This is a genomic window from Flavobacterium galactosi, from assembly GCF_048158585.1.
GTDB classification, from domain to species: domain Bacteria; phylum Bacteroidota; class Bacteroidia; order Flavobacteriales; family Flavobacteriaceae; genus Flavobacterium; species Flavobacterium galactosi.
Map to the genome: position 1 here is coordinate 56119 of NZ_JBLNKV010000002.1, position 12665 is coordinate 68783.

At 33.5% G+C, this 12665-nt stretch carries 15 protein-coding genes and 1 pseudogene; 10 read left to right on the forward strand and 6 right to left on the reverse strand.

Going from position 1 to position 12665, the window contains the following annotated elements:
- The first annotated feature begins 69 nt into the window (after nt 1-69).
- From ACM55M_RS04435 to ACM55M_RS04450, 4 genes and pseudogenes are all read left to right on the forward strand, one after another.
- Nucleotides 70-405, forward strand: coding sequence for a four-helix bundle copper-binding protein (locus ACM55M_RS04435; RefSeq protein WP_416856343.1), 336 nt, complete (start codon nt 70-72; stop codon nt 403-405).
- Nucleotides 406-481: 76 nt separating this feature from the next.
- Nucleotides 482-904: a membrane or secreted protein gene (locus tag ACM55M_RS04440; RefSeq protein ID WP_416856345.1), complete on the forward strand. Its 423-nt coding sequence runs from the start codon at nt 482-484 to the stop codon at nt 902-904.
- Between the two features lie 48 nt (nt 905-952).
- Nucleotides 953-1042: pseudogene (locus tag ACM55M_RS04445) on the forward strand (heavy metal-binding domain-containing protein); the annotation flags it as partial.
- Between the two features lie 21 nt (nt 1043-1063).
- Nucleotides 1064-1486 (forward strand): universal stress protein, encoded by a 423-nt coding sequence (locus ACM55M_RS04450; protein WP_416856347.1) that lies wholly within the window; start codon nt 1064-1066, stop codon nt 1484-1486.
- A 229-nt stretch (nt 1487-1715) separates the two neighbouring features.
- On the opposite strand, the gene ACM55M_RS04455 is transcribed toward ACM55M_RS04450, so the two are convergent.
- On the reverse strand, nt 1716-2234 hold the full coding sequence (locus ACM55M_RS04455) for a c-type cytochrome (protein ID WP_416856348.1): 519 nt from the start codon (nt 2232-2234) through the stop codon (nt 1716-1718).
- A gap of 195 nt (nt 2235-2429) precedes the next feature.
- Between ACM55M_RS04455 and ACM55M_RS04460 the strand changes: the two genes are divergently transcribed.
- The 4 genes from ACM55M_RS04460 (at nt 2430) to merA (ending at nt 5473) form a co-directional block, all read left to right on the forward strand.
- A complete protein-coding gene (locus ACM55M_RS04460) occupies nt 2430-2573 on the forward strand; it encodes a hypothetical protein (protein WP_416856349.1) in 144 nt (47 codons plus the stop codon).
- A gap of 149 nt (nt 2574-2722) precedes the next feature.
- Nucleotides 2723-3103, forward strand: coding sequence for an ArsR/SmtB family transcription factor (locus ACM55M_RS04465; protein ID WP_416856351.1), 381 nt, complete (start codon nt 2723-2725; stop codon nt 3101-3103).
- On the forward strand, nt 3100-3732 hold the full coding sequence (gene merTP, locus ACM55M_RS04470; RefSeq protein ID WP_416856352.1) for a mercuric transport protein MerTP: 633 nt from the start codon (nt 3100-3102) through the stop codon (nt 3730-3732). The genes ACM55M_RS04465 and merTP overlap by 4 nt, the downstream gene beginning before the upstream one ends.
- An 82-nt stretch (nt 3733-3814) precedes the next feature.
- Nucleotides 3815-5473: a mercury(II) reductase gene (gene merA / locus ACM55M_RS04475; protein ID WP_416856353.1), complete on the forward strand. Its 1659-nt coding sequence runs from the start codon at nt 3815-3817 to the stop codon at nt 5471-5473.
- 887 nt (nt 5474-6360) lie between these two features.
- On the opposite strand, the gene ACM55M_RS04485 is transcribed toward merA, so the two are convergent.
- Both ACM55M_RS04485 and ACM55M_RS04490 read right to left on the reverse strand, forming a co-directional pair.
- Complete coding sequence (locus ACM55M_RS04485; RefSeq protein ID WP_416856355.1) at nt 6361-7053, reverse strand: SIMPL domain-containing protein; 693 nt, start codon at nt 7051-7053, stop codon at nt 6361-6363.
- Between the two features lie 53 nt (nt 7054-7106).
- A complete protein-coding gene (locus ACM55M_RS04490) occupies nt 7107-7745 on the reverse strand; it encodes a rhomboid family intramembrane serine protease (protein WP_416856356.1) in 639 nt (212 codons plus the stop codon).
- Between the two features lie 114 nt (nt 7746-7859).
- On the opposite strand from ACM55M_RS04490, the gene ACM55M_RS04495 reads away from it, so the two are divergent.
- Nucleotides 7860-8729 (forward strand): lysophospholipid acyltransferase family protein, encoded by an 870-nt coding sequence (locus tag ACM55M_RS04495; protein ID WP_416856357.1) that lies wholly within the window; start codon nt 7860-7862, stop codon nt 8727-8729.
- A 92-nt stretch (nt 8730-8821) separates the two neighbouring features.
- Here the strand turns inward: ACM55M_RS04495 and ACM55M_RS04500 are convergent, their stop codons facing one another.
- Nucleotides 8822-10309, reverse strand: coding sequence for an aminotransferase class V-fold PLP-dependent enzyme (locus ACM55M_RS04500; RefSeq protein WP_416856358.1), 1488 nt, complete (start codon nt 10307-10309; stop codon nt 8822-8824).
- Nucleotides 10310-10519: 210 nt separating this feature from the next.
- Between ACM55M_RS04500 and ACM55M_RS04505 the strand changes: the two genes are divergently transcribed.
- The gene (locus ACM55M_RS04505) at nt 10520-11107 is read left to right on the forward strand and encodes a hypothetical protein (protein ID WP_416856359.1); all 588 of its coding nucleotides are present in this window, start codon (nt 10520-10522) and stop codon (nt 11105-11107) included.
- A gap of 145 nt (nt 11108-11252) precedes the next feature.
- On the opposite strand, the gene ACM55M_RS04510 is transcribed toward ACM55M_RS04505, so the two are convergent.
- A complete protein-coding gene (locus tag ACM55M_RS04510; protein ID WP_416856807.1) occupies nt 11253-11834 on the reverse strand; it encodes a porin family protein in 582 nt (193 codons plus the stop codon).
- A gap of 59 nt (nt 11835-11893) precedes the next feature.
- Nucleotides 11894-12664: a zinc metalloprotease gene (locus ACM55M_RS04515; protein WP_416856360.1), complete on the reverse strand. Its 771-nt coding sequence runs from the start codon at nt 12662-12664 to the stop codon at nt 11894-11896.
- Nucleotide 12665 lies beyond the last annotated feature (1 nt).

Genomic DNA, 12665 nt, shown 5'->3' on the forward strand with positions numbered 1-12665 from the left:
AATGTTTTTTCAGGCAAAAAAGCTACCTTTAAACTGCGAAAATTAATTCGCAATCAAAATTTAAAAACGATGAGCCATCAAAAATTTAAAGATTGTATCGATGCATGTTCAGAATGTGCAGTAGAGTGTTCGCATTGTGAAAGTGAATGCTTGAATGAGCAAGACGTAAAAATGTTAGCGCGTTGCATAAAACTCGATCATGATTGTGCAGCTATTTGTTTATTTGCAATGCAGGCTATGGCAAGCGGAAGTGAGTTTGCTGAAAAAATCTGCAAACTATGCGCCGAAATTTGTACTGCTTGTGCAGAAGAATGTGAAAAACATGCACATATGGAGCATTGTAAAAATTGTGCAGAAGCATGTCGAAAATGTGCTGCTGAGTGCAGTAATATGAGTAAAATGTGAGTATTTAAATCTCTTAAATAAAGTTTCGTTTAGAGGAATTATTTAAGAGATTTTAAAACAATAAAAATTATAAACTATGAAAACAGTACAAAAAATCACATTAATTATTGTATCGATTGGTTTGTTTACATCTTGCCAATCCAAAACTGATGTAAATCAAATTCTTTCAAATTCAGATACAAAAAAGGCAATTATGGATACTATTGCAAACAATAGCGATATGTCTAAAGATATGATGCAAGCGATGATGAACAGTAGTAAAGGAAAAATGATGATGACAAATCACGAAAACATGATGAAAATGATGAAGGATAATCCAGATATGATGAAAGGAATGATGACCGAAATGATGGAAGTATCTAAAACAGATACTACGATGATGTCTGAAATGTGTAAATCGATGATGGATAATCCTAAAATGATCGATATGATGAAAGATAAAAAAATGCAATCACACAAAATGACTGGAATGGATAAAAATATGGATATGTCCAAATAATACAAATACAAACAACATTAAAATATAAAAAAAATGGAAACTGAAAAAACGTATACCTGCCCCATGCACCCAGAAGTTACCTCGGATAAACCCGGAAAATGTTCCAAATGCGGAATGAATTTAGTGGAGAAAAAAGAATGAAAATTCTACTTGCAACCGATGGTTCAAAATATAGTAAAAACAGCAATTAATGAAATTGCTAACAGACCATTTCCTCCCAAAACCGAAGTATGCATTCTTGCCGCTTATGAAATTACACCCATTGTAAACACTTTAGAGCCAATGGGTGTTTCTCACGAATACTATGCACAATTTGATGAAAACGCATTTAAAAATGCAGAAAAAAATGCAAAAAGTGCCGCCGAAATTCTTGAAAATAAAAATCCAAATCTGTTAGTAACCACAAAAATAGTTGCAGGTTCACCCAGAAGCGTAATACTTGATGAAGCCGAAAAATTTAAAGCCGATTTGATAATAGTTGGTTCACATGGATATGGAGCAATCAAGCGTTTTGTTTTAGGTCCGGTTTCGCATTCAGTTGCGTTACATGCAAAATGTTCGGTAGAAATTGTTCGTAAATAAAAACTTAACAATGGACAAACACTTATCAATTTTGTAGTACGGTATTATTGAACTTACGGGTAGATTTAAGATTTATTTCTTATTTATCTGAAGGCTAAGTTAGCATGTCCATTATTCCTGTTTTTTTTCTTTCATTTTTCTAATGATTTTGCTCGTGGTGTTCCATCATTTTGTCTGAATTTTTCAGAGAATTTACATAATCATAAACCGAAAGGATTTCTTCTTCGCTCTAAATGTTTTCCCATGCTGCCATTGCAGTTCCCTTCATTCCTTTTTTTATGAGGTACATTCGTCCTTGATTTGAATAAAATGATGAATGTTCGGGGTCAGTAAAATCGGCTGGCTTTGGTTGCAATGTTGTTGCTCCAGGACCATCGCCTTTACCGTCACTACCATGACAAGTAGCACAATATTTTATGAATATATCTTTACCTTGTGCAAGTTGTTCCTCTGTACCGAGAGATACGGGCTGATTATATTTTTCGTCCAATTCCTGTTTTAACCATTCACGCGTTTCATTCATTAGTTCTGAATGATCGTTATGTTTATTGTTGTCATTTTCTTTTCCCTTTTGTTGAGGGGGGGTCTGTTCAATTTGTTCTTGGTTTTTTTCGGAATTTCGGCAAGAAGTAAGCATCAGCAGTGCATACATCAATGCGGTAATGATTACAAACTCGATTTTGGCAGTTCGGAGCAGTTTACACAGAGTGTGACTGAAGAACTCACCATATTGTTTAGATTTTTTCATAGTTCTGTTTTAGTTTTTAAATTAAACCATCAACCAAATACAAATTCTCGATACTTTTTACTAAAAACACTTGAATTAGATGTAAAGTACTATTTTTCAGTGATTTAATATAAATTTACGGTTTATTTAAGTATGTAACTTGGAATTTTTATTTTTTTATTTCCACAAATAAATAATATATATCATGCTGTAGGAATGATTAACTTCATAAAACCATTACGAGTTTTAGGATCTTTCCATCCTGCCATTACCGTCACCTCTCTCCCTAATAACACTTTGCCAATGCTTATAATGACTCAAGTCGAAGTATTTACCGATGGTAATTTGAGTACAGTTTGAATGAAAAGCAATACTAAATCATTTACTTTAAAAATTGAAGTATTCATTTCAAAGTAAAATGTTAAACTTATTTTTATAATTTAAGTATTTGCTTAAATAATAAAACAATTAACTACATTTGTTTAGTATTTAATTTAACAATTACAACAATGGACAATAATCAAACGTGTATAAGAGTTTTTGCAGATATAAAACAAATCAGCGCCTGCAAAAACAAATTGACCAATAACAGTAATGCTTTTGGGTTATTGAGTGGTTTATTAGCATTGGCTGGCAATGAAGTACGACTGAAAATAATGTTTCTTATTGAAGAAGAGAACGAGCTCTGTCCTTGCGACCTTGCCGATATTTTAGGAATGAGTATTCCTGCCGTTTCACAACATCTTCGCAAAATGAAGGACGGAAATGTTATTGAAGCTAGACGATCTGGTCAGACTATTTTTTATTCTCTAAAATCAGAACAATTACAAATACTTCGGCCCTTTTTTAAATACATTATTAGTCAAAATTCAAATTTAGAACTCATATGAACACAAATTCAAAATCAGGAAAACTTGCTGTAGCAAGTATTTTATCAGCAGTGACAGCATCGCTTTGTTGCATAACGCCCGTTTTAGCTCTTATTTCTGGAGCTTCTGGCATAGCATCAACGTTCTCGTGGTTGGAACCTTTTCGCCCTTACTTAATTGGAATAACTGTTTTGGTATTGGGCTTTGCTTGGTATCAAAAACTAAAACCACGAACTACGGAAGAAATACAATGTGCTTGTGAAGAAGAGGATAAAACACCATTTATGCAAACTAAAAAGTTTTTAGGCATTGTAACGGTGTTTACTTTTTTAATGATGGCTTTCCCATACTATGGACAAGTTTTTTATCCAAAAGCGGACAAACAGCTAATTGTTGTTTCTTCTGATAATATACAAGAAGTAAAATTTAATGTGAGTGGAATGACTTGTGCCAGTTGCGAAGATCGCGTTAAAAATGAAGTAAACAAATTAGCAGGAATTGTAACCGTTTCCGCTAATAGCAACGAAAGAATCGCATTTGTAAAATTTGACAACAGTAAAACGAACAAAGAGGCTATTATAAAAGCTATTAATACCACAGGTTACAAAGTATCAGGAGAAGTATCGGCCTCCCTAAATCCTCCACACTGACAAACTGGACACGTTTGTGGTCTAAACGGTTGCAAATAATTTTTTTGACTCTATTATTAAGCATTTAATTAAAATAAGAAAAATGAAAGCAGAAAATATAAAACTCGATATCGCAGGAATGACCTGCGACCATTGTGCCACAGGTATTGAAAAAATGCTTACCAAAAATGAAGGAGTAACAGAAGTAAAAGTGAGTTATCAAAACGGCAGTTGCGAATGTTCTTTCGACCCTTCTAAAACTAGTAAAGAAGAAATTATCAATACTATTAACAGCACAAAAAAATATAAAGTAGCTCATACTGCTGAAACTAAATGTTGTAATAAAAACGCAAACCACTTCGATTTAATTATCATCGGTGGTGGTTCGGCGGCATTTTCGGCAGCTATAAAGGCCGAAAGTTTAGGATTATCGACCTTAATGGTGAACGGTGGTTTAGACTTTGGCGGAACTTGTGTAAACGTAGGTTGTGTCCCTTCTAAAACCCTTATTCGTGCAGCGGAAACAGCTTATCACGCAACACATTCCAATTTTTCGGGCATCAAACCCAAAGGTGTTGCTATAGATTTTGCTCAAGTAATTAAAGACAAAAAACAATTGGTAGCCACGCTCCAGAAGAAAAAATATATGGACGTGGTAAGTGATTTTCATAACCTGAAAATGCTAACGGGTTGGGCAGAATTTTTAGATACTAAAACCATTGTGGTCGATGGTAAAGTAAAATATACGGCTCTAAAATTTATCATTGCCACAGGAGCAACTACCAATATTCCAATTATTGAAGGGCTAAACGAAGTAGGTTTTCTTACCAACGTTTCGCTTTTTGATTTAGAAGAAAAACCCGAAAGCATCACCATTATGAGGGCTGGTTATATTGGTTTAGAAATTGCTATGGCTTACAATCGTTTGGGCGTAAAAGTGCGTATCATCGAGTTTACTGATCGTGTGTTGAGAACACAAACGCCCGACATCAGTGAAGCCTTGGAAACACAAATGCGTAATGAAGGTATAGAAATCCTGCCAAATTTTAAAGCAGTAAAATTTGATAAAAAAGGAAATGAAACCATTATCCATTGCAAATGCCCTGACGGTTCTTTTACACAAATTATCGAAAAAGGAAAAGTTGTAGTGGCATCTGGCACAACACCCAATATACAAAAATTAGGATTGCAAAATATTAGTTTGGAACTTGATAAAACAGGGCACATTTTCGTTAACGAAAAAATGGAAACCAATTTACCTAACATCTATGCAGTGGGCGATGTTACCAACACACCTGCATTTGTTTACACGGCAGCCTTTGAAGGCAAAATTGCCGTAGAAAATGCTTTTACGGGAGCCAACAATAAAGCCGATTATTCCTCCTTACCGTGGGTTGTTTTTACCGACCCACAAGTGGCAGGAACAGGATTAGATGAAGTACAAGCAACAGCCGAAAACATTCCTTTTGAAGTAAGCAAATTAGAATTAAATAACATTACAAGAGCTATTGCAGCCAATGACACAAGAGGGTTTATCAAATTAATACGAAATACCGAAACTGATAAATTGATTGGTGCAAGAATTGTTGCTCCCGAAGGTGGCGAACTCATTCAGCAATTGAGTATGGCTATCAAGTACAATATTACCGTAAAAGAATTGGCAGAAAGTTTTTATCCTTATTTAACATTAGGCGAAGGCATAAAACTAGCAGCCATCACTTTCGGAAAAGATGTTGCCAAATTGAGCTGTTGTGCTAGTTAAATTTTAATATGAAAAACGCGACTATCAATTCTATATGATGCACCAGTAATCGCTTTGGCCGATGCAGGAATTGCCAAGGGAGATTTAGGAAGTGACATCTTGGAGCGGGCGGTTTAGCCACTAGATGTGGGAGTAGCTTTATTAGCGATTTTAAACGCAGTTAGAATTCAGAGGATGAAGTTTTAAATCTGATATTAATAAGAAGCTTCCCTTAATAGGGAACGCTCTTTAAAATATTTATGATTTTTTTGGAGGTGTTTTTCCTCCTGCTCAACAAGAACCATCTACACTACAAGATTTTTTCTCATTAGAGACTAGAACCATTACCCAATAAAATTAAAGTATTTTAAAAAGTTATTTTTTTTAACCCTAAAAATATTGCGTTATAAAAAAAGCTGTCCAAATCATTTTTTGCAATGCATTTTTCTGTATTTCAAATTATTACAATTGATTCAAGAAAACGTTTAGGACACTATTAGTAAAAAATATTAAATTAGCGTTAAACTGGAAAAATATTAAATAAACTTTTTGGATTATCATAAAATTACTTAATTTAGATTTTCAAAACATGAATTACATCATTCAATTAAAACAAGTTAATTCAATAATTTACTTAAAAAATGGCTTAAAATTGTCATATTGAGTTTTGTGTCAAAATCGTGGCATATTAGTTTATAAGTAGTTGAAAATGCAGTATAGGCACGGGTTCCAGCTTATTGGTTCGAATCCTGCTCTCCCCACTAAAACTCTTCAAGCGATTGAAGAGTTTTTTTTATGCAAAAAAAGTAGTCTTCATTAAGCGGAGGCCATTTCATTTTATCATATAAAAAATCCCATCTCACAGTTTAAAGTGAAATGGGATTTTCCTATTTACAATTTTGTTTTTTTTATTCTAAAATAAAACTCACGCTTACGTTAGATGTAATATTGATTTCTCCTACTGCAAGCGTTTCTCGAGGTGCTGCGGCATCACTCATTTCCATTGTTTTCATGGCAGCATATCGAATCGGTTGTGGATAAAACGTTTGTGAGTTATCAGATATCGTCATCGCACGACCCACTTTTTGTCCTAAAAAGGAAACATAGTCCTCCGCTTTTAATTTAGCTTCTTTCATAGCCAGTTTTCTGGCCTCAGATTGATATTGTGACAATTTTGAAGATTGAAAGGTAACATTATCAATTCTGTTGATTCCTTCATCTACTAATCCTTCCATCAATTCGTCATATTTTGATAAATCTTTCAATAAAATTTCGATCGTTTGCGTAGCATTATAATTGTGTTTCTTTTTTTCATAATCGTATTCTGGATTTAGAGAAACACGTTGCGTTTTATAATCCGCAGAATCTAAGTTCATTTTTTTTATAAACTTTAAAACAGCTTCGGTCTTTTGGTCATTTTGTTTTTTAACTTCTTTGGCATTATTCCCTTTTGTTTCAATTGTTGCTAGTATGGTCACCTGGTCCGGAACAACTTTTACTTTGCCCTCTCCATTTACACTAATTTGAGGAACTTGTTTAACTTCTTGTGCGTATGAGAGAGTCATAAACATAATAGATAGAAATAGTACTGCTTTTTTCATGTTGATCTGATTTAATTGTTTTTTGTTGTAATTCTCTTTCAAAAGTTATGCCATTATAATTTCCCCATTTTTTCCATTACAAAAAGAATAACTATGGGAATTGCCAATAATATGACCATTAAAGTGTGATCTACGAACAATTGAGGCTCTTTGATAAGTGTAATCAAATAACCACCAACAGCGCCTCCAAAATGGGCTGTATGACCAATATTATCATTTTTGGCTTTCATTCCGTAAATAGAATACAATAAATAAAGGATTCCAAAAAGATAAGCAGGAATTGGAATTACAAAAAAGATACCCAACATCATATCCGGCTGTAATAATATTGCCGAATATAAAACTCCTGTTACGGCTCCTGATGCTCCCACAGCTCTGTAATTATATTGATCTCTGTGGAAAAGCATTGTCAACAAACTCCCAAAAACCAGACTTCCAAAATAAATCAATACAAAGGATATAGCACCCAAAAATCCAATAACAACAGGTGCAAAAAAATAAAGTGTCAACATGTTAAAAATCAAATGCGGTAAATCCGCATGAAGAAAGCCTGACGATAACATTCTTATTTGTTCGCCTGCACGAATACTCCCGACATGAAATTCATATTTTCTAAAAAAGACAAGATCATTAAAACCCTTGTAACTAATTAAAATATTTACAACAATTATTGCTATTAAAAAGGTATTCATAAAGTATGTTTATTGTGAATTGTAAATATAGTCATTCTCAAATGCAGACACAGTAACTAGTCAAAATTTAACTCGCTGTTCATTTTTGCATTATATTTGCAAAAAAATTACTGCATGCAATTTCTTATTTTTATTATTGCTTACCCCTTTCTTTGGATTGTTTCTATTCTCCCATTTCGTATTTTTTATTGGTTATCAGATGTGGTATATTTTCTAGTATATTATATCGTTGGGTATCGAAAAAAAGTAGTGCGAGAAAATCTAGCTATGGCTTTACCAAATCTTAATGACAAAGAACGCCTTGTTATTGAGAAAAAATCCTACCACCATTTGTGCGATATGTTTATGGAAATGATAAAAACCATGACGATTTCATCTGAAGAAATGAACAAGAGATTTGTTATTACAAATCTCGAAGTTATAAAGGAATATGAAAAGAAAGGAAAAAGCATTATGCTTATTGCATCCCATTATGCAAGTTGGGAATGGTTAATTACAATGAACCAAAAAATAGCTTTTCGAGGTGTCGCAGTGTATAAACAATTAGCCAATAAATATTTTGATAAACTCGTTAGAGACATTCGATCAAAATACAATACTGAATTAGTTCCAACGAATAAAACAATTCCATTGATTTCAAATAATCAAAAAAATGATATTCATTGTGTATATGGATTAGCCAGCGATCAATCACCAAAAGCAGACCGGATATTTCATTGGGATAATTTCATGGGTATTGAAGTACCGGTTCATACCGGCCCCGAAATGTTAGCAAAAAAATACGATATGACCGTTGTTTTTGCAAAAGTAAAAAAGGTAAAAAGAGGGTATTATGAACTGACCATAATTCCTATTAGTGATAATCCTAAGTCAATTCCTGATTTTGGCATTACACATACTTACATTCAGGAAGTTGAAAAACAAATCCGTGAAGCTCCGGAATATTATTTCTGGACGCATAAAAGATGGAAACATCGAAGATAGCAGTCATTAAAAATCCCTTATTCAAAAACAATATGCTTTTGAATAAGGGATTTTTAATTTGTTGAATTATTAAGCCGCAGAACCTCTGTTTTTTATAATGAAAACCATTTTTTCACCAATTCATCTTCTAAGGGAAACGCCTGTTTGTGCGTAAACTCATTTGTAGCTGAATTGTAATTATAGTCTAACGCCCAAGTTTTATGGCTTTCAGCCAATGCTTTAATTCCATTACAAACAAATTCAATTTCAGCATTTGTCGTAGTTGGATGAATAGACATTCTTATCCAACCCGGTTTTCTGATTAAATCTCCCAAAGTAATTTCGTCAATCAATTTATGAGAAGTTTCCTGATCCACATGCAATAAAAAATGACCATAAGTACCGGCACAACTGCAACCGCCACGTGTTTGGATTCCGAATTTATCATTCAATAACTTTACACCCAAATTGAAATGCAAATCTTCTATAAAAAATGAAATTACTCCTAACCTATCGCGATGCTGACCGGCAAGAATTTTAATATTTGGAATGTTCCCAAGAGATTCAAAAACAATAGCAACGATTTCATGTTCCCTATTCAAAATATTTTCAATTCCCATTTCCTCCTTCAACTGAATTACCAAAGCGGTTTTTATTACCTGAAGAAAACCTGGTGTCCCACCATCTTCCCTATCTTCGATATTATCTATGTATTTGTGTTCGCCCCAAGGATTGGTCCAGCTTACCGTTCCTCCGCCAGGATTATCGGGAATCAAGTTCTGATATAATTTTTTATTAAAAACCAAAACACCTGAAGTTCCCGGTCCTCCAAGAAATTTATGGGGTGAAAAGAAAATCGCATCCAAATAACTTTCGGATTCTTCTGGATGCATGTCTATTTTTACATAGGGACCGGAACAGGCAAAATCTACAAAACAAAGTCCGTTATGTTGATGCATTATTTTAGCGACTTCATGATAAGGGGTTTTAATCCCTGTAACATTAGAACAAGACGTTATAGAAGCGATTTTAAAACTTCTTTCTTTATTTTTTTCTAATAAAACTTCCAGATTTTTTATACTAAATAATCCGTCTTCAGAAGAAGGAATAACGACAACATCGGCAATAGTTTCCAACCAAGAAGTCTGATTGGAATGGTGTTCCATATGCGAAATAAACACAATCGGTTTCTTTTCAGCGGGAATATTGATAAAATCCTTTAAATTTTCTGGTATTTTTAATCCCAAAATTCGTTGGAATTTATTGACCACTCCCGTCATTCCGGTTCCATCAGTAATTAAAACATCATCCTTATTGGCATTTACATGCTGTTTAATAATGTTTCGCGCCTGATGGTACGCTTTGGTCATTGCTGTTCCAGAAACCGTAGTTTCCGTATGGGTATTGGCCACAAAAGGACCAAACTCATTCATCAACTTTTCCTCAATAGGGCGATACAACCGACCGCTCGCTGTCCAATCCGTATAAATAATTTGTTTTTTTCCATAAGGGGATTGAAACTCTTGATTAATTCCTATTATATTCTGACGAAACTTTTGAAAGTAAAGTTCTAATTGTGTCGGCGTTTCGATGGCAGTCATTGCATTTTAATTTAACTCAAAGATATATTATTTTATTAAATTGAGAATTCAAGAGCCTGTTATTTCTGAGTGTCAATTACTTTTTATGAATTTTTAATACTTTTCAGTCCCATTGAGGTTTCCCGTAAAATAATCATAGCCAAAGGAAATACTTTTGTAAAACATATCGAACTATTTTATCTCTTTCCTAAATTAATACCACATTATACTATGGATACTAGCGTCATTCTGGAAGAAAAATTACATTCCTTCTCTGAGGAAGAATTAACTCAATATATTTATAAAAATGTTGATTCATTAACAACAATAACCTTTAGTGCTTTAAAAAAGGAAATCGCCATCCGAAAAGATTTACCCAATGACGTTAAGATGTTAATTGGAAATATTCAAGATTTAAGAAATCAAAATTTCATCAATGAGATATTCCCTTACCTCTATTCTAAAAATAAGAAAATAATAACTGTTGACGATTTGATTGCCGATTTGAAAAAAAATGAAATTTATGAATCCGAAATTGATTCATTACTGCAACAATTGCCTGAAATTATTGAAATTAATACTGCCCAATCAAATCCTGAAAAGTTATTACAAATATTTGGCCTCTTATTTTGTATTATAATCACTATAATATCCTTTAATCTTTTCGAAACATCAGGTGTGGTTATTTATATAATTTCTGCACTTACCGTGCTTTACATCATTTTTAATGGAAATGATTATTCTCGTATCAATAAATTAAAAATTAATATCGAAATCTATTTAGAGTCTATCAAACAGAATACAGAATCCAAATACTAATAAAAATACTTTGCAACTCATCAGTTATAAAAGTTGGGTTGAAGTAAACATCAAAAAACCCTTTCAAAGTATTTGACTCTGAAAGGGTTCTTGATTTAAAATAACAAATTTACACCTGATTTTTTTAAGGTTATGGCTTTTATGCCTATAAATCGAAACCTACTGAAAATTGCCAAACTCTATTTTGTGCTTTTCCTTCATCGTACAAATCGCCCAAACCTAAATGATAACGCACGCCTAAACTTACTCCAGAATCAGTTTTAAAACCTCCTCCAAAGTTAACTCCCCAATCAAAACTATTAGGATCGTACTGTTGTGAACTACTAAAAAGTCCATCATATTCTTCTTTATGCGAAACAGCCAATCCAATTTGTGGTCCTGCTTCCAAAAAGAAATTTTGAGAGGGATACGCTTTCAACATTAATGGCAAATTGATGTAATTTAGTTTTTGGGTAAAAGTCCCATTACTATCTTTAATTACATATCCTTGTTGAGAGTACATTAATTCCGGTTGTATAGAAAAGCTTTCGCTTATAAATGACTCGCCATAAATCCCTACATGAAAACTATGTCGTTGTTCTGTCTCTCCATCACCATCAAAACTTACAGCGGCTAAATTATATCCCCCTTTTATACCACCGTTCGATTTATGGGTAGTATTCTCCTGGGCATTTATTGTTGTGGCTATTCCAATGAATAAAGCTATTGTCAAAAATTTTGTTTTTATCGGTTTCATATGTAGATACTATTTGTTTTTTATTGAGATATGCTGCTATTTTTTAAATTTTACTTTCCTCCATTGGCACGAAGATCTGCAATACATTGCGCATCCAGTTGTGGTGCTGAACCTCCGGAAACCATATTTGCAATTCCCTTTCCTGTTTCTGATGACCAATACATTAAGCAACTTTCTACATTGCAATGCTTGAGATGGGCTGCGTCTTCATGATTACTTTGTAACGGGGTACCTAAATTGGTAAGGCCCAAAATATGTCCTAATTCATGCGTAATGACTGTTGTTTCTAATAAGCTTCTGTTCGGTTCAAATGAACTGTCGCTCAAACCATGAACTGTTTGCTCATAAATAACTAAAGAGGTATTCCTATAAGCTGTACCTAAAATAACTGATGTACTGGTATCACTTGATGATTTTCCATCTGTAAAAAAGACCCAAACCGCAATTTGATTTGATGTATTAAATTTTGTTCTGTTCGCATCTTCTATTGCTACAATTTCCTTGTCGGTAAAAGTTGCTTTCCCCGTTGATGGTATGGCTCTTTTTACAATACTTATTCCGTTTGGTTTATAAGTTCTGGCATTAAGAAAAGACACTAAATTAGTAATCGCAGTTGTTGATGGCTCAAAGCCCTGAACGTAAACGATCTCTATAACCATACTGGTAAACTTTTTATCCGACAATAAATCATTAGAAGAACTTCCGGTAGTTTGTTTATTAGTGACAGGATTTATAGTTTCACTGGTTTCAAGATCATCATCTTTTGAACAGGACACAAATAGGACGAAACCCATTGTTAGCATTGCAATTACTTTTTTCATT

Bases quoted from the DNA above. Each gene is read 5' to 3' on its own strand.
- merTP (WP_416856352.1), top strand. From the start codon at position 3,100: ATGAACACAAATTCAAAATCAGGAAAACTTGCTGTAGCAAGTATTTTA.
- ACM55M_RS04450 (WP_416856347.1), top strand. From the start codon at position 1,064: ATGGTTCAAAATATAGTAAAAACAGCAATTAATGAAATTGCTAACAGA.
- ACM55M_RS04440 (WP_416856345.1), top strand. From the start codon at position 482: ATGAAAACAGTACAAAAAATCACATTAATTATTGTATCGATTGGTTTG.
- ACM55M_RS04500 (WP_416856358.1), bottom strand. From the start codon at position 10,309: ATGACTGCCATCGAAACGCCGACACAATTAGAACTTTACTTTCAAAAG.
- merA (WP_416856353.1), top strand. From the start codon at position 3,815: ATGAAAGCAGAAAATATAAAACTCGATATCGCAGGAATGACCTGCGAC.
- ACM55M_RS04495 (WP_416856357.1), top strand. From the start codon at position 7,860: ATGCAATTTCTTATTTTTATTATTGCTTACCCCTTTCTTTGGATTGTT.
- ACM55M_RS04515 (WP_416856360.1), bottom strand. From the start codon at position 12,664: ATGAAAAAAGTAATTGCAATGCTAACAATGGGTTTCGTCCTATTTGTG.
- ACM55M_RS04435 (WP_416856343.1), top strand. From the start codon at position 70: ATGAGCCATCAAAAATTTAAAGATTGTATCGATGCATGTTCAGAATGT.
- ACM55M_RS04505 (WP_416856359.1), top strand. From the start codon at position 10,520: ATGGATACTAGCGTCATTCTGGAAGAAAAATTACATTCCTTCTCTGAG.
- ACM55M_RS04465 (WP_416856351.1), top strand. From the start codon at position 2,723: ATGGACAATAATCAAACGTGTATAAGAGTTTTTGCAGATATAAAACAA.
- ACM55M_RS04490 (WP_416856356.1), bottom strand. From the start codon at position 7,745: ATGAATACCTTTTTAATAGCAATAATTGTTGTAAATATTTTAATTAGT.
- ACM55M_RS04460 (WP_416856349.1), top strand. From the start codon at position 2,430: ATGATTAACTTCATAAAACCATTACGAGTTTTAGGATCTTTCCATCCT.
- ACM55M_RS04485 (WP_416856355.1), bottom strand. From the start codon at position 7,053: ATGAAAAAAGCAGTACTATTTCTATCTATTATGTTTATGACTCTCTCA.
- ACM55M_RS04455 (WP_416856348.1), bottom strand. From the start codon at position 2,234: ATGAAAAAATCTAAACAATATGGTGAGTTCTTCAGTCACACTCTGTGT.